General features: G+C 60.0%; 17 protein-coding genes and 1 other RNA gene. 3 read left to right on the forward strand and 15 right to left on the reverse strand.

Annotated features, from left to right (window positions below):
• Positions 1-160 precede the first annotated feature (160 nt).
• The 14 genes from ftsW to C7U61_RS11905 form a co-directional block, all read right to left on the reverse strand.
• A complete protein-coding gene (ftsW, locus tag C7U61_RS11840) occupies positions 161-1,315 on the reverse strand; it encodes a putative lipid II flippase FtsW (protein ID WP_015340353.1) in 1,155 nt (384 codons plus the stop codon).
• Position 1,316: 1 nt separating this feature from the next.
• Positions 1,317-2,729: a UDP-N-acetylmuramoyl-L-alanine--D-glutamate ligase gene (gene murD, locus C7U61_RS11845; RefSeq protein WP_106998273.1), complete on the reverse strand. Its 1,413-nt coding sequence runs from the start codon at positions 2,727-2,729 to the stop codon at positions 1,317-1,319.
• Between the two features lie 7 nt (positions 2,730-2,736).
• Positions 2,737-3,858 carry a phospho-N-acetylmuramoyl-pentapeptide-transferase gene (gene mraY / locus C7U61_RS11850; RefSeq protein WP_106998274.1) on the reverse strand — a complete coding sequence of 374 codons (1,122 nt, stop codon included), beginning with the start codon at positions 3,856-3,858 and terminating at the stop codon, positions 2,737-2,739.
• Positions 3,859-3,869: 11 nt separating this feature from the next.
• Entirely contained in the window at positions 3,870-5,330 is a 1,461-nt protein-coding gene (locus tag C7U61_RS11855; RefSeq protein ID WP_106998275.1) for a UDP-N-acetylmuramoylalanyl-D-glutamyl-2,6-diaminopimelate--D-alanyl-D-alanine ligase, read from the reverse strand.
• Positions 5,327-6,790: a UDP-N-acetylmuramoyl-L-alanyl-D-glutamate--2,6-diaminopimelate ligase gene (locus C7U61_RS11860; protein WP_106998276.1), complete on the reverse strand. Its 1,464-nt coding sequence runs from the start codon at positions 6,788-6,790 to the stop codon at positions 5,327-5,329. Before C7U61_RS11860 ends, C7U61_RS11855 begins: the two co-directional genes overlap by 4 nt.
• A gap of 66 nt (positions 6,791-6,856) precedes the next feature.
• The gene (locus C7U61_RS11865) at positions 6,857-8,611 is read right to left on the reverse strand and encodes a penicillin-binding protein 2 (protein WP_106998277.1); all 1,755 of its coding nucleotides are present in this window, start codon (positions 8,609-8,611) and stop codon (positions 6,857-6,859) included.
• Positions 8,611-9,132, reverse strand: coding sequence for a hypothetical protein (locus tag C7U61_RS11870; protein WP_106998278.1), 522 nt, complete (start codon positions 9,130-9,132; stop codon positions 8,611-8,613). Before C7U61_RS11870 ends, C7U61_RS11865 begins: the two co-directional genes overlap by 1 nt.
• Position 9,133: 1 nt before the next feature.
• The gene (gene rsmH / locus C7U61_RS11875) at positions 9,134-10,159 is read right to left on the reverse strand and encodes a 16S rRNA (cytosine(1402)-N(4))-methyltransferase RsmH (protein ID WP_106998279.1); all 1,026 of its coding nucleotides are present in this window, start codon (positions 10,157-10,159) and stop codon (positions 9,134-9,136) included.
• 14 nt (positions 10,160-10,173) lie between these two features.
• A complete protein-coding gene (gene mraZ / locus C7U61_RS11880) occupies positions 10,174-10,614 on the reverse strand; it encodes a division/cell wall cluster transcriptional repressor MraZ (RefSeq protein ID WP_106998280.1) in 441 nt (146 codons plus the stop codon).
• Between the two features lie 430 nt (positions 10,615-11,044).
• Positions 11,045-11,441: RNase P RNA component class A (gene rnpB / locus C7U61_RS11885), an RNA gene on the reverse strand.
• A 67-nt stretch (positions 11,442-11,508) separates the two neighbouring features.
• Positions 11,509-12,702: an FAD-binding oxidoreductase gene (locus C7U61_RS11890; RefSeq protein ID WP_106999069.1), complete on the reverse strand. Its 1,194-nt coding sequence runs from the start codon at positions 12,700-12,702 to the stop codon at positions 11,509-11,511.
• A 78-nt stretch (positions 12,703-12,780) separates the two neighbouring features.
• Positions 12,781-13,338 (reverse strand): transglycosylase SLT domain-containing protein, encoded by a 558-nt coding sequence (locus C7U61_RS11895; protein WP_106998281.1) that lies wholly within the window; start codon positions 13,336-13,338, stop codon positions 12,781-12,783.
• 267 nt (positions 13,339-13,605) lie between these two features.
• Complete coding sequence (locus tag C7U61_RS11900) at positions 13,606-14,367, reverse strand: N-acetylmuramoyl-L-alanine amidase (RefSeq protein ID WP_106998282.1); 762 nt, start codon at positions 14,365-14,367, stop codon at positions 13,606-13,608.
• Complete coding sequence (locus tag C7U61_RS11905) at positions 14,364-15,074, reverse strand: DnaJ family molecular chaperone (protein WP_106998283.1); 711 nt, start codon at positions 15,072-15,074, stop codon at positions 14,364-14,366. Before C7U61_RS11905 ends, C7U61_RS11900 begins: the two co-directional genes overlap by 4 nt.
• Positions 15,075-15,349: 275 nt before the next feature.
• On the opposite strand from C7U61_RS11905, the gene C7U61_RS11910 reads away from it, so the two are divergent.
• From C7U61_RS11910 to C7U61_RS11920, 3 genes are all read left to right on the forward strand, one after another.
• Positions 15,350-16,561 (forward strand): pyrophosphate--fructose-6-phosphate 1-phosphotransferase, encoded by a 1,212-nt coding sequence (locus tag C7U61_RS11910; protein WP_106998284.1) that lies wholly within the window; start codon positions 15,350-15,352, stop codon positions 16,559-16,561.
• Between the two features lie 118 nt (positions 16,562-16,679).
• Positions 16,680-17,315: a LysE family translocator gene (locus C7U61_RS11915; RefSeq protein WP_106998285.1), complete on the forward strand. Its 636-nt coding sequence runs from the start codon at positions 16,680-16,682 to the stop codon at positions 17,313-17,315.
• Positions 17,316-17,449: 134 nt separating this feature from the next.
• Complete coding sequence (locus C7U61_RS11920) at positions 17,450-18,604, forward strand: lytic transglycosylase domain-containing protein (RefSeq protein WP_106998286.1); 1,155 nt, start codon at positions 17,450-17,452, stop codon at positions 18,602-18,604.
• 27 nt (positions 18,605-18,631) lie between these two features.
• On the opposite strand, the gene C7U61_RS11925 is transcribed toward C7U61_RS11920, so the two are convergent.
• The gene (locus C7U61_RS11925; RefSeq protein WP_106998287.1) at positions 18,632-20,020 is read right to left on the reverse strand and encodes a serine hydrolase; all 1,389 of its coding nucleotides are present in this window, start codon (positions 20,018-20,020) and stop codon (positions 18,632-18,634) included.
• Between the last annotated feature and the right edge of the window lie 190 nt (positions 20,021-20,210).

Genomic DNA, 20,210 nt, shown 5'->3' on the forward strand with positions numbered 1-20,210 from the left:
CCCACTACTCGGGGCATCTCCCTAATATAGGAAGCCGCCCCGACCGCGTCATCGGCGCGGGCCAAGCCCCCCTCATAGACCGGCGCCTCGGGAAAAGCGACCGGAGAATGAGCGGCAGGCAGGAGATACAAGGAGCAGATGGCCGGTAGTCCCAAGACGATCACTCCGCCGGCAATCCGTGCGTCACGCGGAACATGGTCCGATCCTGCGCACGCTTTTCCGGCCTGTGACGCGTGAGTGCCAGAATGAAGCCTGCCGTCACGCAGATCGCGGTCATCGACGAACCGCCGTAGGAAATCAGCGGCAGCGTCATGCCTTTTGCCGGCAGCAACTGGAGGTTCACGCCGATGTTGATGATCGACTGGATACCGATCTGCAGCACCAGGCCGGCAACGGCGAAGCGGTTGAAGTCATTCTTCTCCTTGTAGGCATGCGAAAGACCGCGCAGCACAAGGAAGGCGAAGATCAGCACGAGTACCATGCAGAAGATGGCGCCGAACTCTTCGGCTGCGACCGAGAAGATGAAGTCGGTATGGGCGTCCGGAATGATGCGCTTGACGGTACCTTCACCCGGGCCGACGCCGAACCAGGTGCCGTGAACGATCGCTTCCTTGGCGGTATCGACCTGGAACGTATCACCCTCGCCCGTCAGGAACTTGTTCACGCGCTGCGCCACGTGATCGAACACATAATAAGCGGTAACGAAACCACCGGCCCCGAGACCGCCGAGCACGATAATCCACAGCCAGGGCATGCCGGCCATGAAGAACATGCCGCCCCAGACAGCGGTCGTCAGGATCGTCTGACCAAGGTCAGGCTGCGCGACGAGCAAGGCGACGACGATACCGAAAAGGATGATGGCAAAGAGATTGCCGGGAATCTCCGGCTGACGGGCATGTTCGGAAAACAGCCAGGCGCAGACGACGACGAAAGCCGGCTTCATGAATTCCGAAGGCTGGATCGACAAGGCCGCGATATTGACCCAGCGCCGCGAACCCTTGACCTCGATGCCGAAGAAAAGCGCGAAAAGCATCATCGCCAGCGACACGATGAGCAGGATGACAGCCGTCCTTCGCACCTGTCTAGGCGTCATGAAGGAAATGCCGATCATTGCCGCGATCGCCGGAACGAGGAACAGGGCGTGGCGCTTGACGAAGTGGAACGGCTCAAGCCCGATACGCTCCGCCACCGCGGGTGAAGCCGCGAAGGACAGCATGAAGCCGATGCCGATCAAGAGGATGAAAAGGGCGAGAAACACGCGGTCGATGGTCCAGAACCACTCGGCCAAGGCCCCACGTTCAACGCGGCTTACCATATCATTTGCCTCCAGCTGCTGAACCGATCAGCATGGTGACGCCATCGATCGCAGCGACATGGCTGACGAAGGCGTCGCCCCTGACCTCGAAATTCTTATACTGATCGAAGCTTGCGCAAGCCGGGGACAGCATCACCGCCGCGGACTCGTGCTCATCTCTGTCCGCATCCGCGGCAGCATGCGCGACGGCGCGTTCCAGCGTGCCGGAAATCTCGTAAGGAACCTGATCGCCAAGCGTCGCCGCAAAGGCGGGTGCCGCCTCGCCGATCAGATAGGCCTTGGCAATCCGCGGAAAAAGCGGCGCGAGACTTCTGATACCGCCTTCTTTTGGCAAACCACCGGCGATCCAGTAGATATTCTCATAGCTCGAAAGTGCGGGTGCAGCCGCATCGGCATTGGTCGCCTTGGAATCGTTGACGAAGACGACGCGCCCGCGCCTTCCCACAGGCTGCATGCGATGCTTGAGCCCTGGAAAGGATTTCAGCCCAGCGCGAATTTCATCCGCGGAAACACCGACAGCGAGGCAGGCGGCGATTGCCGCCGCGGAATTCTGTGCATTATGCCCCCCGCGCAGCGTTTGAATGCCGTCGAGATCAGCGATCTCGTGCGCAGCAGCGCCCGATGCCCGCAGGATGTGGCTGCCTTCCGCATAGAGGCCATCCGCCAGGGCGTGCCGGCGCGAAATCCGGATCACCTTGCTGCCTGCCCGCTCGATGCGATCGGCGATCAACGAGGAATAGCGATCGTCGACCCCGACGACGGCGACATCGCTGCCCGCGACGAGCCGTTCCTTGATATCGGCATAATGCTGCATCGTACCGTGCCGATCGAGGTGATCCGGCGTCAGGTTCAGCAAAATGCCGGCCGAAGGGTTGAGCGTCGGCGCCAGATCGATCTGATAGGAGGAGCATTCGACGACGTAGAAGCGCCCGGCCTTCGGCGGATCGAGCGTCAGCACCGCCGTACCGATATTGCCGCCAAGCTGCGTGTCACGCCCACTCGATCGCAGGATATGGGCAATCAGCGCCGTCGTCGTCGATTTGCCGTTCGTTCCGGTAATGGCGATGAAAGGGCAATCCGGCGCATGTGCTCGCCGCTCCCTAACGAAAAGCTCGACATCGCCGATGACCTCGACGTCGGCGGCATGGGCAAGATCGACTGTCCAATGCGGTTTGGGATGGGTCAGCGGCACGCCGGGCGAAAGAACGAAAACGGACAAGCTCTTCCAGTCGATCGTTCTCAGATCGGCGACCGCTATTCCCTCGGCAGCCGCTTTCGCCACGCTGTCCGGATTGTCGTCCCAGGCCGTGACATCGGCGCCGCCGGCAACGAGCGCGCGCGCAGTGGCAAAGCCGGAGCCGCCAAGGCCGAAGAGAGCGACCTTCTTTCCGTTCAGCGTGGAGACCGGAATCATCGGCGCCTCACCGCAGCTTCAGAGTGGAAAGGCCGATCATCGCCAGGATGACGGCGACGATCCAGAAACGCACGACGACCTGGCTTTCCGTCCAGCCCTTCTTCTCGAAGTGATGGTGGATAGGCGCCATTAGGAAAACGCGGCGCTTGGTCATCTTGAAGAAGCCGACCTGGATGATGACGGAAAGCGCCTCGAGCACGAAGAGACCGCCGATGATCGCCATGACGATCTCGTGCTTGGTGGCAACCGCAACCGAGCCGATCATACCGCCGAGAGCCAGCGAGCCGGTGTCGCCCATAAAGATGGCCGCCGGCGGCGCATTGAACCAGAGAAAGCCGAGACCTGCGCCGATGACCGCGCCAAGCACGACGGCCAGTTCGCCCGTTCCGGGTACGAAATTGATCGCGAGATAATCGGCAAAGACGAAGTTGCCGGCAAGATAGGCGATGACGCCGAAGGAGGCCGCGGCGATCATGACGGGCACGATCGCCAGTCCGTCCAGACCGTCCGTCAGATTGACGGCATTGCCGGCGGCAACAATGACGAAGGCGCCGAACAGCACGAAGAACATGCCGAGGTTCAGCAGCAGGTTCTTGAAGAAGGGGAAGGCGATCGACGAGCCGAAGGTGGAGCCGGCCGGACCGGAGGAAAGCGCCGTCGTCATCATGAAATAGACGGCAATCGCGGCAATCACGAATTCGATGCCGAGACGCGCACGGCCGGAAAAGCCCTTGTCGCTTTGCTTGGTGACCTTGAGATAATCGTCATAGAAGCCGATGGCGCCGAAGCCGAGCGTCACCAGCAGCGTGGCAACGACATAGACATTGGCAAGATCAGCCCAAAGCAGCGAAGAAACGACAATCCCGGCGAGGATCATCAGGCCGCCCATGGTGGGGGTGCCAGCCTTCTTGAAGTGCGTCTGCGGACCATCGGCGCGGATCGGCTGCCCCTTGCCCTGACGTACGCGCAGGGAGGAGATGATTCGCGGCCCGAAGAGAAAAACGATCAACGCTGACGTGAACAGGGCACCGCCGGTACGAAACGTGATGTATCTGAACAGATTGAGGAATCTGAAGTGGGTACTGAAAAAATGAATATGGTCCGACAGTTCGGCAAGCCAGATCAGCATAAGAGCCCTTTCTAAAGCCCCTGATGGGTGTGGGGGCCCGTGTCGGAAAATGCGGGAAATTTGTCAAGCAAGCCCGCGATGATCTTTCCGAACCCCATTCCCAGCGACGATTTCACCATCAAGACATCGCCGGGTGCGACAGAATTGAGCGCGAATTCCGAGAGCTCCTCCGTCGTCTCGTGATATTCGACATGAACACTTTCCGGCAGCTCATCCCTCAAAGCCGCCATCTCCGGACCTGCCAGCCAGACATGCTCGATGCCGGCCGCAAGCAGCGGCCCCGCAAGGTTGGCATGCACGCGCTGGGCGTAGTCTCCCATTTCCAACATGTCGCCGAGCACGGCGATGCGCCTGCCCACCCGTCCGCCCGGCCCAGCCTGCGGCGATGTCGTCGCCAGCAGCGCGATAGCCGCGCGCATCGAAGCGGGATTGGCGTTGTAGCTTTCGTCGATCAGCGTGAAATAGCCGTTACCGATCGCCCGTTTGTGGCGTTGGCCCCTGCCCTTTTCCGGCTGGAGGTCGGCCAGCGCATCGACCGCCCGATCCAGATCGGCCTCCACCAGCATGACGGCGCCGAGCACGGCGAGCGCGTTTTCCGCGATATGGCGCCCGGGCGCGCCAAGCGCCACCTCCATGGTCTCGCCGCCGATCGTCAGCCAAAGTGTCGAATTCTCTTCCGAGGCATTGAACTCGGCGAGGCGGACATCGGCCTTCGCATGCTGTCCGAAGCTATGGATATGCTCGATTCCGGCTGCCATGGCGGCCTTCTCCAGCATTTCGAACTGGTCGTTGTCGTGATTGAGGATGGCATGACCACCTGGCACGACGCCGTCGAATATCTCCGCCTTTGCAGCAGCGATCTCACTGATGCTGTTGAAATTGCCGAGATGGGCCGGCGCGATGGTGGTGATGATTGCCACATGCGGCTGCACCATCTTGACCAAGGGCCTGATCTCTTCAGGATGGTTCATGCCGATTTCGAAAACGCCGAAATCGGTGCCCTCGGGCATGCGTGCCAAGGTCAGCGGGACGCCCCAATGGTTGTTGAACGAAGCAACCGAGGCATGCACCTTGCCGGAAGGCGTCAGGGCCCGCCGCAGCATCTCTTTCGTCGTCGTCTTGCCGACCGAACCGGTGACAGCGATGATCTTCGCCCGCGTACGCTTGCGGGCGGCAACACCGAGCCGCGCAAGCGCCGCCAACACATCGTCCACGACAACCTTCGGTACGGTCAGACTACCCATGGCAGGCAGGCGTGCCTCGCTGATGACGATGAAAGCTGCGCCGTTCGCCATAGCGATATTGGCATAGTCATGACCATCGACGCGATCGCCCTTGATGGCGAAGAAAGCCTCGCCAGGCTGGATGGAACGACTGTCTATGGAAATGCCCGTAATGCCTTCAGGCAGCACCCCGAAAGAGCGGCCGGAGATTGCAGCGATCAGATCCTCAGTTGTCCATAGCCAGCTCAAGACTTCAAATCCTCCAATGCTTTGCGCAATTCGGCATGATCGGAGAACGGCAGCGTGACACTGCCGATCGTCTGACCTTCCTCATGCCCCTTGCCGGCAACGATCAGCGTGTCGCCGGATTTCAGCAGGCCGACGGCCCTACGGATCGCGTCGGCGCGATCGCCGATCTCGGTCGCGCAAGCGGCAGCCGCCATGATCTCCGAGCGGATCGTTGCCGGATCTTCCGAGCGCGGGTTGTCGTCGGTGACGATAACGACATCGGCAAGGCGGCAGGCGATCTCGCCCATGATCGGGCGCTTGCCGCGATCGCGGTCGCCGCCGCAACCGAAGACGACGATGACTCGTCCCGTCGTGAACGGACGCACCGAATTCAGCACGTTTTCAAGCGCATCCGGCTTGTGGGCATAGTCGACATAGGCGAGCGCGCCGTCATGCGTATGACCGACAAGCTCAAGGCGGCCAGATGCACCGACGAGCTTTTCGAGTGCCGCCATGGCGACCGGCGCGGCAACACCGGTCGAAATCGCGAGGCCGGCAGCAACCAGCGCATTGGCGATCTGGAAATCGCCAGCGAGCGGGATATGAACTTCGAATATGTCGTCGCCGACATGCACCTCGGCGGTCTGCTTGTGGCGGAAATGCTCGACGCGCTTCAACGCGAGGAAATCACCCTTGCGCCCGATGGTGCGGACATCGTGCCCGGCCGCCTGTGCGGCGGCAATTGCCTGCGCGGACCAGGCATCGTCCGCAAAGATGACAGCCGGCGCGCCCTCGGGCAGCAAATCGCGGAACAGCCGCATCTTTGCGGCCATATAGTCCTCGACCGTAGGATGGTAATCCATGTGATCACGGCCGAGATTGGTGAAGGCAGCGGCAGCGAGCTTCACGCCATCAAGCCGGAACTGATCGAGGCCGTGGCTGGAAGCCTCCATCGCCGCATGGGTAACGCCTTCGCCCGCCAGTTCGGCCAGCAGCTTGTGCAGCGACACCGGATCGGGCGTTGTCAGTGCACCATATTCATTGCGGGTAGGCGAAACGACCCCTGTCGTGCCGATCATCGCGGCCGGATGGCCGGCATGAGCCCATATCTGACGTGTAAAGGAAGCAACCGAGGTCTTACCCGCTGTTCCCGTCACCGCCACCATCGTTCCGGGCTGCCGTTCATAAAAACGCGCAGCGGCGACGGCGAGGAATCGGCGCGGCTCGGAGACTTGCAGCAGCGGCACATTACCGGCATCGGCCGCATGACCCGCAACTATAGCGGAGGCACCGCGCGAAACGGCGTCGGCGATGAAGCTTGCGCCGTCGGCCTTGGTACCGGCGACGGCAACAAAAGCCATGCCCGGCGCCACCTTACGGCTGTCGGCGGAGATCCCGTTTATCTCAAGATCGCCAAGTGCCCCGCCAATATGTGTGTTGAGTTCCGGAAACTCATTTCCGGCAATATCCCGCAAGTTCATCGAATGTACTTTTCGCCTTCTCGATCAGTCCGCCCCTCGCGAATCGACGTGTGTATTCTTTCACGCTTAATAAGACGCCAGCAAGGCCGAGTCATCTTTTCCAAAACTGGGCTGCACTCCGAGAATCGGTGCCGCGCGAGCGACGATATCACGGGCGATCGGCAAGGCCGTGAAGGCCGAAATCGTCCCGCCGCCGCGCTCGCCGCTCTTGGGCTCATCGATGAAGGTCATGACGATGTATTGCGGATTGTCGATCGGAAACACGGCCATGAAGGTATTGAAGTTCAGCGTATTGGAATACCGGCCGTTGACCACCTTATCGGCCGTTCCGGTTTTGCTGCCGACATTGTAGCCGGGAACGCGGGCGTTACGACCCGAGCCCCTGGTACCGTTGAACTCGAGCAGGAAGCGCACGTCGTCGCTGGTGCTCTTCTTGACGACCATCTTGGCGATCGCGTCGGCCTGGTCGCGCGTGCGCGGCAGGAAGGTCGGCTCGATCAGCTTGCCGCCATTGACGAGTGCTGCTCCCGCGACGGCTGTCTGCAGCGGCGTCGTCGAGACACCGTGGCCGAAGGAGATCGTGATAGAATTGATCTTCTTCCAGACGCGTGGCTGCGACGGCATCTTCACCTCGGGCAATTCGGTCTGCATCTTCGTGAGCAGGCCGATACGGGTGAGGAATTCCTTATGGCCCTCGATGCCCACGAGATCGGCGATCTTGGCCGTTCCGATGTTCGAGGAGTATTGGAAAATTTCAGGAACAGTCAAAACGCGACGCTGGCCGTGGAAATCCTTGATGGTAAAGCCACCGATGCGGATCGGATTGGTGGCATCGAAGGCATCACGCAACGTCACCTTTCCATCATCCAGCGCCATGGCCATGGTGAAGGTCTTGAAGGTCGACCCCATTTCGAACGTGCCGTTCGTCATGCGGTTGAGCCAACCTTCCGTGGCGCCTTCGTTCGGATAGTTCGGATCGAAGTCCGGCGCCGAGGCCATGCCGAGGACCTCGCCCGTGTGGACGTCGAGCACAGCTGCGCCTGCGCCCTTGGCCTGGAAATTCTTGACTGCATTGACGACCGCATCGCGGACAATGCCCTGCACACGCAGATCGATCGAAAGCTTCACCGGCTGCAGCGGCTGATCGTTGGTCATGCCGGCAGCCGCCAGATCGGCGAGCCCCTGGTCGTCGATATATTTCTCCATTCCGGCAACGCCGCGATTGTCGATATTGACATAGCCGAGAATGTGGGGAGCGGTGGTGCCGCCCGGATAGAAGCGGCGCTTCTCCGGACGGAAGCCGATGCCGGGAATCCCAAGTGCCAAAATCTGACTCTGCTGCTTCGGCGTCAATTGCCGACGGAGCCAGGCAAAGTGCGAGGACTTGGCCGAAAGTTTCTTATAGGTCGACTTGGCGTCGAGATCCGGCAGGACCTTACGCAACTCCTCGACAGCTTCGTCCACATCGATGATCTTGTTTGGCTCGGCAAACAGAGAGACGGTACGAATGTCGGTTGCAAGAAGGGCGCCGTTACGGTCGACGATATCGGGCCGCGAAGCCATCAGCCGATCCGGCGGCAGAATGCTTGACGTGATATCCGGCTTGGTCATGGCGAATTGCGCAAGACGACCGCCGATCACGCAGTAGATCGCGATGAAGCTTCCAACCAGCAGCACGACACGGCTTTTTGCCTGACTGGACTTGCGCTTGCGGGCGCCCTCGAATGTCGAGCGGGAAGATCCATCGTTGAGGCGGTTGTTGCCGTCGGTGGAGAAATGGGCCTTGCTCTTCAGCACCATGATGCGAGAAAGAAAAGACATTAATCCCTCACCGATCCCGTTGCCATATTGTCGACATCCGGCTTCTTGCGTTTCGCAAGTGCGGGCGGCTTAGGTCGCGGTGCCGGCGCGGCAGCCACGTCGGCGATGGCCTTCCTGATTTGCGCGTCTGTCGTATCGCCGTTGATCGAGGCTGCCGGGGCGCCGCTCTTGGCGCCCCCTGCCTTGCCGCTCTTCGGATCGTTGGAAGCCGTTACCGTGGGCGGCGGAAGCTGCGAACGCAACATCGGCAATTCGCTCGGCCGGACGATTGCCGTCGAGAGCGTCGGCTGCAACTGAAGTTCGCTATTATAGGTATTAACGAGACGTTCGAGACGGTTCGGTTGAGAAACCAGCGCCCAGTCCGCCTTGAGGAGATCGATCGTATCTCTTTCAAGCTTGATTTCCGATTCGAGGCGGCGAACCTCTTCCAGCTTCAGCTCGGCACGATGCTTGATCGTATAGGTCACGCTGGCCATGGCCGTCATGACGCCGATCAGCACGATGTCAAAAGTCTTCAGCATTTTAGCCCCCAAGCTTTCCAAGACTGGCGAGACTTGGCAGATCGAAGATGGAAAGATCTGCCGCTTCCGCCGGAGCCAAGGTGCGAATCCCCGCACGCAACTTGGCCGAACGAGCGCGCGGATTGGCTTCCGCCTCGGCGTCACTCGCAGAAATCATCGGCTTGCCGACCGGCTCGAAGGTGGCGGCCCGCTCGCTTACGATCGGCATGTGACGCGACCCGGCAGCACGGCCCGAACGATCGGCGAAGAACTTCTTGACGATCCGATCCTCCAGCGAATGGAAGGTCACGACGACGAGGCGCCCGCCCGGCTTGAGCACGCGCTCGGCTGCGAACAATGCCTGAGCCAGCTCGCCGAGCTCGTCATTGACGAAAATGCGTAAGGCCTGAAAGACCCGCGTCGCTGGGTGGATCTTGTCCTTTGCCTTTCGCGGCGTCACGACCTCGATCAACCCGGCTAGATCGCGAGTGGTTACGAAAGGAGCCTCCGCACGCCGCTTCTCTATCGCATGCGCAATGCGCGGCGCCTGCTTTTCCTCGCCGAGAAACACAAAGATGCGAATGAGATCGGCGAGCTTTGCACGATTGACGACATCGGCGGCCGATACGCCGCTTGCCGACATGCGCATGTCGAGCGGACCGTTCTTGCTGAAGGAGAAACCGCGCTCGGCCTCGTCGATCTGCATGGACGAGACGCCGATATCGAGGACAATGCCATCGAGGCCGCCCGCAGGGGCATGTTCGGCCAGCTGGGAAAACTGCGACCGAATGAGCGTGAGACGGCCGGCATGGGCGGAAACGAGCGCCTGCCCTGCCGCAATCGCCGTCGGATCACGATCGAGCGCGATTACATCGGCACCGGCCTCGAGGATAGCCGACGTATAGCCGCCAGCGCCGAACGTTCCATCAAGGATGACTTTGCCGGGCGCCGGAGCCAGCACCTCCAGCACCTCGGGAAGAAGAACCGGAATGTGACGAACCGGTCCGCCACCGGCATCAGAAGAACCTCCGCCTGAATTCGCCGCCATTCCGTTTCCCCGCTCTATTCCGAGCGCCTGCCCGCCAGCCTGCGCTCCTCTCGTGCCTGCGACTGCAAGGCCAGAAAGGCCTCCGGTCGCCACAATTGAAAATGATCCGCTCGCCCGACGAAGGTCACCTCGCCTGCGATTCCGGTGAAGTCGCGAATGAAATCCGTGATCATCAACCGCCCTTCGGCGTCGAGCTTCATGAAGACCCCGCCCCCGTGAATGAGGAGCGACATCTGGTTCGCCGCCGGCGAAAACGGATCCTCCGCCGCGATCTGCCGCTCGAAACGGCCGAGCAGATCGAGACCGCCGACGCTGATCGCCGGAAATACAAAATCCTGGAAGCAATAAAGCTCCTGGATATTGCGCTCGGCCAGCACGGAGCGAAACGCCGCCGGCACGGAAACCCGCCCTTTGGAATCGATCCGGTTGGTCGCATTTGACAGGAAGCGGTTCATGACGCGAAACACCCGTCTCCCATGACCCGCAGGCCGCTACTCGCCTACAGGCACAGCCAAAATCGGACACAGCTTCGCAAGCCGAAAGGGCGAAGACCCCCTCGACACCCCCGGAGCGGGAGCGATCACGGCTTTGCGATGATTGGGCACTGATTTGCCCTTGTGCAGTGTGCTTTTGGGATACCATGGGACCATATGGGCGTCAATGGGATGAAGCCACGTCAGACATGGCCGCAGCCTGAATATTCATAAGACGTTAAGTTTAACGAAAGGTTAGGATGGGCTTCAGGAGACGTCGCGAAACGGATTGTTTTCACAAGCGAAACCTTTGCCTGTCGCAGCCTGGAACCCCTGAGTTTCAAGCGCTTCGCCGCCCCGGGAAATTATTTTCGCCGAAGTGTTCGATGCACCTGCGGAGGCAGCGTGGTGATTTGCCAGTTGGCCTGTAAGCCGGGTTCTGTATGGCTCCGGCCGTGACCGGAACGTGGCAGCCATTCATCTGGGACGGCGCTTGCGCGACGCCTCGTGCAACCCACCCGGATGACCGGCCCGGAAACGGGCTGGGGCGCCTGCGCGTCCCGCGTCATCCCTATTCGGTTTTGCTCCCGGTGGGGTTTTCCGTGCCGTCGCTGTTGCCAGAGACGCGGTGGGCTCTTACCCCACCCTTTCACCCTTACCCGATCAAATCGGGCGGTTTGCTTTCTGTGGCACTTTCCCTGAGGTTACCCTCGCCGGACGTTATCCGGCACCGTGTTTCCGTGGAGCCCGGACTTTCCTCACCTCATCGCCTTTCGGCATTGATAAAGCGCGGCTGCCCGGCCAACTGGCACAGGCTCATTAACCGAGACCGCCCGCAATTGCCACCGAAATATGCGGCTTTGCCAAAGCCCGATCTTAGTTGCGGAAATATGCTGGGAAATCCGTGCCGTAGCCCTCGTCCTTGATTCGACCCGCAAGCAGTAGCTCTGCTCCCAGCCGGCCGATTTCATCGGAGCTCTTGGCGGCCATGCCGCAGCCGCCCGTTAGAACCGCCACACGTGGGGACGAGGTGTAGCCGATCATCGGATAGCCCGATGGTGAATAGGAAACCACGCAGGAATTGGTGAACGCCGGCGGCCGTTTTACGCCAGGAACGAGCTCCTGGAAGATCCGTACGAGATGTTCGCGCGCCTTGTCGCGGCCGGCAGTACGGAACCAGGCACGTAATTCCGCTTCGCTCTCGAATTGAAGATCGTCCGGATCGCCGCCGATCTTGATGTAGTACTTGCCGTCCGGATACCGGATCGGCGGCAGCATATAGATGCTGTCCACATCGTCCGGCGCCACCGATATCAGCGACGGCATGCCGGAAAGCGCCTCGGCTTCAGCCTCGCTAACTTCGAAGAAAGTAACGGTACGGCCATAGACCTTCATCTCAACAGGTCGCGGCAAGAGATTCTCGGCAATGGAGAAACCGCCGGCGGCCAGCAGTATTTTTTCCGCACTGAATGTCTCGCCTTCCGCGGTCGTGACCACAGCAAGGCCGCCCTCGTCGCGGATCGACACCGCCGTCTGCTTGATGACGCGCGCGCCGGCCTTTTCCGCCAGTAGCGATTGCGCCTTCACGAACCGGCGCGGGCTGATATGGCCCGCCCCATGCGGCTCGAACACACCTTCACTTCCCGGCGGGAAGCTAAAGAAGGGAAACTTTGCCTTGAGCCCGGCATCGTCGAAAAGTTCGATTTGAACCCGGAGCCGCCCGGCTGCTTCGACGACATCGCCGACATAGGCCATTTTGCCGCCGCGTTTCGGGCCCGTGACCAGGCAGCCGACGGGCGTATAGAACTGGATACCGCTATCGCGTTCGATATCCGCATAGCGGCTGATCGAACGGTTTGCGAGGCGGGCCCAATCCGTGTCCGGATCGATCGTGCGAGTGATGCGGCCCTCGTCATAATGACTGCCGAAGACACCCTGATGACTGGCTCGATCCTCAGGTTCATCCGGCCCGATAACAGCGATGCCGTCGGTTTGTCCGGCCAGGTGACGGGCGGCCGCCGCCCCCATCAGACCCCGGCCGACGACGATGAACCTGAAATCCGCTGCCATGTCATAACCCTCATCCATAGTCGCGGTTTCGATAGCACGGAAAGCGATTCCGCCCTACCCGAAATCCTGGTATGAACGTTAGTCCAGCAGTGCAAGCACCTTGCCGCAATAACGCTTCGAGATCGGATTCATGCGCGTGGCGCCATGGCCGGCATTATATTTGAGGATGGTGTTGCAGGTCGGACCGCCGCCGAGGTCCTGTGCCATGGCGAGATATTTCATGCCGAACTTGATGTTCGTTTCGGGATCGTAGAGCCCCTTGACGCCGCCCGTATAGCCCATCAGGCGGGCAGTCGCCGGCTTGATCTGCATCAGGCCGATTTCGCCTGCACTTCCACGAGTTTTCGGATTGAAATTGCTTTCGATCTGGACGACGGCGGTAGCGAGTTCGACTGCGACCCCGTTCTGCTTGGCATATTTGGCAATTAGTGCGGAGTAGCGATTTTGCCGTGCGAAGGAGGTCTCTGCATCGCGCAATTCGGCGGGAACATTGGGAGCCGGGAAGCCCGTGGTGCGGCTGACGATTTTGAGGGAAACCGTTTTCTGTTTTGCGTGACGCTCGCCCGCAGAGGCGCAATCATATCCCACCAGCAGCACGCCCATGCATGCCACAGCCGCAACAATCAAATTTTTCATGTAGTCTTTTGTCTCCAGGGGCGGGACCGCGGATAGCCAAAGCCATCACGTCCGGCTGGAGGCAAAAAGAGCCGCCGGAGTGCACAGTCCCCATTAGTCGTCTACGGCCGCGCGACACACAAACCCAGACGGCGCGACCGCCGTTCAGCGAGCGCCGTTAGACCAATGCAATGCGGAAATAATAGGGAAAAGCTGTGGCGCAGCAGGGGGTTACGCGTTTTTCTATCTATAGCCGGCTATAAATGACCGGGACAGGATGGAACGAACTCAGGAATAGCGTGGCAGCGCGGCAAGCAACCGATGAAGCGTATTGATCGTCGAAAAGTCGGCAATGCCGTCCACGCGCTCCTGCCGGAAATGGCGCTGGAAGGCTTCGACGTCGCCTTTCAGTTTTTCCGAGAATTTGCCATTTATTTCAGTACTATACCCATAGAGCGAGAGCATCGACTGCAAGGCTTCGATAGGCTGTCCCACATCGCCCTTCTGGAAGAACCGTCCGCCGGTGATCGAAGCCGGCTCAACCCAGTGTCCGACACCCGCAGCAGCCAGCCGCGCCCAGGGGAACTTCTCACCCGGATCGACCTTGCGCACCGGGGCCACATCGGAATGTCCAAGCACCCGTTCAGGCGCGATTGCCCAGCGTTGGCCGCAATCGCGACACAGTTCGATCACCGCCTCGATCTGCGCATCGGGAAATTCCGGCAGTCCCCCGGGATGGCCGGCATTGGCGATCTCGATGCCGATCGACGATGAATTGATGTCGGTCTCGCCATGCCACGAGCTCTTGCCCGCATGCCAGGCTCGGCGTTCTTCGGGAACAAGCTGCATGACGCGCCCATCCTCGAAGACGAAATAATGGCTGGAAACTTGGCTCTCCGGACGACAGAGCCAGTCGAGAGCGCCCTCAGCCGTGCCCATGCCGGTATAATGCAGAAGAATGATATCAGGCTGACGCCCATCCCGCCTCTCGCCATGATTCGGCGAAGGCTGCACATGGGCGCGAGCGAAATCGGCCTTGAATGCACTCATGCGGCGCGGCGTTCTTTCTCGATCTCGGCATAAGCCGCATTCAGAGCTGCCATGCGCTCGTTGGCGATGGCATGGAACTCTTCCGGCACCCCACGCGACATGAGGCGATCCGGATGGTTCTCGTAGACGAGGCCGTGGTAGCGGCGGCGAATCGTCGGAAAATCGTCTTGGCGGGAGACGCCGAGCACCTTGTAGGGATCGCGGCCGCCAACATTGACATGACGCGCCATGATCTGTTCGAACCGCTCCTCGCTCATATGGAAGATTTCGGCGACATGCTGAAGGAAAGCCATTTCCTTCTCATGGATCAGGCCGTCGGCCTTGGCGATATGGAAGAGACCGTCAAGCACGTCTTCCAGCACAGGGCAATTCTTCGTGCAGGTTTCGCAAAGGGACGACAGTCGTTCCGCATAGGCTTCGTAACCGGCTACATCCTGGCGCGCCAGATTGTAGAGACGGGCGACGTTCTTCGCCTGATCGGGCGGGAATTCGAAGATTTCGCGGAATGCGTTGACCTCGTTTTCCGTGACCACGCCATCCGCTTTCGCCATTTTGGCGGAAAGAGCGATTATGGCGACGGAAAATGCCACCTTGCGGCGCGTTTCCGGATCCCCTTCAAAGACGGTACGAATAGCCTCGACGACCGCCGACAGGGCATTGCCGGCAGTGCTACCGATAGCATTCAGCAATTTTTCCCAGAACGACATGCCGGTCTCGATATCCTACTCAAACAGTAGAACACCTTGATCAAATAATGGTTGCCATTGCAAGCAGTCCATTCGTCGCAAGCGCGAAAACACTTTTCACAATTTGGTAATGATGCTGCATTGCAAGCGGCCGTCCAATCGGCCCTGCCCGGCCTTGGAGGCCGAAACAAACCGCCGATTTCTTAAATTCTTTACTTTACACCCATGTCCGCCTGTCGCATCCATTCCCACCGCAACCACTGACATGATGCAGCATGACTGCAAGGAGGATCCCCATGGCCAAACAGAAAGTCGCAATGCTCACTGCCGGCGGATTGGCGCCCTGCCTTTCGTCTGCCGTTGGCGGGCTGATCCAGCGCTATAGCGATGTGGCACCTGACCTCGACATAGTAGCCTATCGCTCGGGCTACCAGGGAGTTCTGCTGGGAGACAGCATCGAAATCACTCCGGCCATGCGGGAAAAGGCCTATCTGCTGCACCGTTACGGCGGCTCGCCGATCGGCAACAGCCGTGTCAAGCTCACCAACATCGCCGATTGCGTCAAGCGCGGCCTCGTCAAGGAAGGCGAAAACCCGCTACGCGTCGCTGCCGAACGGCTCGCTTCCGACGGGGTGACCATTCTTCACACGATCGGCGGCGACGACACCAACACGACCGCTGCCGATCTTGCCGCCTATCTGGGCGCCAATGGCTACGACCTGACCGTCGTCGGCTTACCGAAAACCGTTGACAACGACGTCGTGCCGATCCGCCAGTCCCTCGGCGCCTGGACGGCAGCCGAAGTCGGCGCGGACTTCTTCGACAATGTCAGCAACGAACAGACCGCCGCCCCGAAGACGCTCGTCATCCATGAAGTGATGGGCCGCCACTGTGGCTGGCTGACCGCGGCAACCGCGCGCGCCTACATTCAGAAGACCAGCGCCAACGAATATGTCGAAGGCTTCATGATGAATGCCGATTTGAAGCGCATCGACGGCCTCTATTTGCCGGAAATGTCATTCGATATCGAAGCTGAAGGCGAACGCCTGCGCTCCATCATGGAAAAGACCGGTCAGGTGACGCTGTTCGTTTCGGAAGGCGCAGGCCTCGATGCGATCGTCGCCGAACGCGAGGCGGCTGGGGAGACCGTCAAGCGCGATGCCTTCGGTCACGTGAAGATCGACACTATCAATGTCGGCGGCTGGTTCCAGAAGCAATTCGCGGCCATCATCGGCGCCGAACGCTCGATGGTGCAGAAATCAGGCTATTTCGCACGCTCCGCCCCTGCAAACGGCGAGGACCTCCGCCTGATCCAGAGCATGGTCGACCTGGCGGTGGAAAACGCCCTCAATAAGGTGTCGGGCGTCACGGGACATGATGAAGGTCAGGGCGGCAAACTGCGCGTCATCGAGTTTCCGCGTATCAAGGGCGGCAAAGCCTTCGACATCTCCGCGCCCTGGTTTGCCGAGGTCATGGCGCATATCGGGCAGAAATACACACAGGCCTGATCGATCGGTGATCACGGACTGATTGACGATCAGGCGGCCCGATTGTCAATCAGTTGAGTTGACGGATTGCTAATCCGATGTCTTTGCTGGCGGCGAAATAGGAATAGAGGAGGATTCTATGTCCATCGAAACCTGGCTCGCTTTCGCCGCCGCATCCTGCATCATGCTGGCCATACCGGGTCCGACCATTCTCCTTGTCATATCCTACGCACTGGGCCACGGCCGCAAAACGGCGCTGGCCACGGTGACCGGCGTAACGCTCGGCGATTTCACGGCAATGACCGCTTCGCTCGCCGGCCTCGGCGCTCTCCTTGCCACATCGGCGACACTATTCACGATTCTGAAACTGATCGGCGCAGCCTACCTCGTTTTCCTCGGAATCAAGCTCTGGAGAGCCCCTATTGTGACAGGTCCAATAGGCGACAATGACAATCTCCCAGAGGAAAAACCGTTAAAAATTCTCCTACACTCATATGTTGTAACGGCTCTAAACCCGAAGAGTATCGTCTTCTTCGTTGCGTTCGTTCCGCAATTTCTCGATATGTCGAAGCCATTTCTTCAGCAAACGCTTATTCTGGAGGCAACTTTCCTCACTTTGGCGGCCTTGAACTCACTTATTTACGTGTTCGTCGCCGACATGGCACGCGGCTTCATCCGCAAGGCAAGCGTGCAACGCGCCGTCAACAGAACGGGGGGAACGCTGTTGATTGCAGCCGGCGCAGTGACCGCCGGATATCGCCGGATGGCCGCCTGAGGCGGTGCAGGGTTGCGGCGCGATCACGGATAGGTTAATGGGGATTCATAATTTTATCGATCCTGTGACCGAATTTGGCGGTCCTGTGGCCGAATTGCATCGAAATTTGGTTTGGTTTTTTCGAAAGTGACAGAATGGTAACGATCGGATTTCCCAGCCTGAAGCGCAGCGTTGCCTTGTCGGCAATGATGTGCGGCGCTCTCGCCGGGTGCGCAAGCACTCAGCAGCAGCAGACCTCTCAGGCAGAACTCCCGTCGGCACACACCAACGTGCCGCATCCGAATACGACCCTGACCGCCACCGGCACGGCCGCGCCTGCAGGCGGCGTCGCAATCGCCGCGGTATCGCCGAATTTCATTGGTCCGCGGCAGCCTCAACAAACAGCAGTGGCAAAGGCCGGTCGCGTTGTTCCGGCTACGACAAATGTTGCGGCTGCAAGCCAGCAGCAGATGGACGCAGGGCGTTTCGGCACGCCTGTTACGAGCGCTGCCAATCAGGGAACCGCCGCAATCGCTGCGGCAACGGGCGTTCCAGCTGCCGGCACCTCAGCCGCAGCAGCCTATGCCGCGTCCGACGTACCGCTGGTGCCTTCCGTAGTCGCCATTCCGATGCCCAATCCGGCGCGTCCGGGCGATGCCGCGCTCGCGCCGGCCTCCTCCTCAGTGGCTCAGAGCCAGCCGGCCATTCCGATGACATCGGATCTAGCAGCCATTCAGGTCGCCGTGCCGACACCGCGTCCGGGCTCGGCGCCGCAGGCAGAAGTCGCCTTCGCCACGCCCGCGCAGATCGGTGTTCCACGCTATGCGGACAACCGCATGCATTACGACTTCAATTTCGACAGCAGCGGTCCGACGGTCGTTCCGGCCGTCATGACCACCAGCAATACTCCGAATTACGATTCCGATGTTCCCACCGTGGAAAAGAGCTACGTTTCGAAGCTTATTCAGAAATACGCCAAGCTTTACGAGATTCCGGAATCCTTGATCCATCGCGTCGTTCATCGCGAAAGCCGCTACAATCCGAAAGCCTATAACCGCGCTGGATATTTCGGCTTGATGCAGATCAAGTATAACACGGCCAAATCCATGGGCTATGAAGGCCCGCCTTCCGGTCTCCTCGACGCCGAAACCAACATTAAATACGCCGCCAAGTATCTGCGCGGCGCCTGGATGACGGCAGACAGCAAGGCTCAAAACAAGGAAGCCAGCGCCGTCCAGCTTTATGCCCGTGGCTATTACTATGACGCCAAGCGCAAGGGCCTGACGGACGTCGCCAACGGCGATTACTGATTTATCGGAATAGGCTGAAAAGCCGGTCTAATTCGTGGCCGGCTTTATCACACCCATGATCCGCTTTACCAGAATTTGCGGCCGATAGTCCGCCCAGACCGGCGTCAGGCCCATTCGTACGACGACGAGATTGGCAGACGGGACGATTGCGACCGTTTGACCGTCGTGACCGGTCATCCAGAAAGTGTCCGCAGGCAGACCGAATTGGGCATTCAAGCCGCCAGGACCCGCAAGCCAGGTCTGAACCTGCGAGTAGATGCCCTCTGAGGCATTCGTCGGCGTACGCATGGCGCCGACGAAACCCTCCGGCAGCAGGCGATGCCCATTCCAAACCCCATCCTGCAGCAGAAACAGGCCAAAGCGCGCCCAGTCGCGAGCGCTGGCATAGAGATAGGAACTGCCGACGAAGGTGCCGCGCTCGTCGGCCTCGAAAACGGCGCTTGACATGCCGAGCGGTCCGAAAAGCGCCTCGCGCGGATAGGAGACGGCGGCGCTCAGATTGGGCAGCCGGTTCATCCAGAGGCGCGAAAGCAGCGCTGCCGTACCGCTGGAATAGCTGAAACGTTCGCCCGGCGCTGCTACCTGACGCGCATCGGCTGCGAGGCTGGTTACGTCCGCATCGAGATAGAGCATGCGCGTTACATCCGATACGGTGCCATATGACTCGTTGAAGGCAAGGCCGCTTTCCATGGCGAGAAGATCGCTGAGCTTGATGTTCTTGCGCGAATCCTCGCTCCATTGCGGCAGAAGATTCTGATCGTCGAAGGACATGCGCCCAGCCAGCATGAGCCGGCCGATGATGGCGGCATTGACCGTTTTCGTCATTGACCAGCCGATCAGCGGCGTCCCCTTGCTAAAGCCGTCGCCATAGGTCTCGCCGACGATACGGCCATCCTTGACAACGACGATCGCCCGCATGGCCGGCCCGGCGAGATCCGGATTCGATATGATATCGGCAAGCTTCTTGCCGACATCCCCCTGACCGAGGTTTACCGTATCCCCATCGGGCCACACTGCATCGTTCTTCGGCGCCTTGACCTTATTGAGGAAGACGGCGCTGCGAGCCGTTTGCAGATCACCGTCCGGCACCAGCGCGCAGCCGAGCGCACCGCGATAGAGCGCCCGGTTCGGCGCGAACAATCCCAGGAACCGCGCCGTCACCACGCCCTCGTCGCGGTCGACATAAACGCGAATGAGCTTCAATGCCGGATTGCCGGGAGCCTGTACATCCTCCTCCATCACCTTGTCCGGGTCCCGTTTGGCCACGAACGTATTGGAGCAGACGATCTTTGCCGCGTAGCCATCGCCCACCTTCAGCAATTCCGGCGGATAAAGAGAGAGCCAGACGGCCCCGCCGGCGACAATGATCAGCAGCAGAACGATAAGAGCCCCGATCACTCTCGATATCAAACGCATGTCACATACTCTCCCGAAAGTTAGGCGGAGACAATCAGGAAACGCAGCAAGATGAAAGACCCATGATGGTCAGGGCTCCTCAAATATGTGCAAGGACGCTTCTCCGCCGAATCTGCCAACAGCCCGCGTCATCAGACTGTAGCATTGCCGGGTTAAACGCCCTGAACTTCACAAATCGGTGACAGGACTC

The sequence above is a fragment of the Rhizobium sp. JAB6 genome (assembly GCF_003024605.1).
Taxonomy (GTDB): domain Bacteria; phylum Pseudomonadota; class Alphaproteobacteria; order Rhizobiales; family Rhizobiaceae; genus Rhizobium.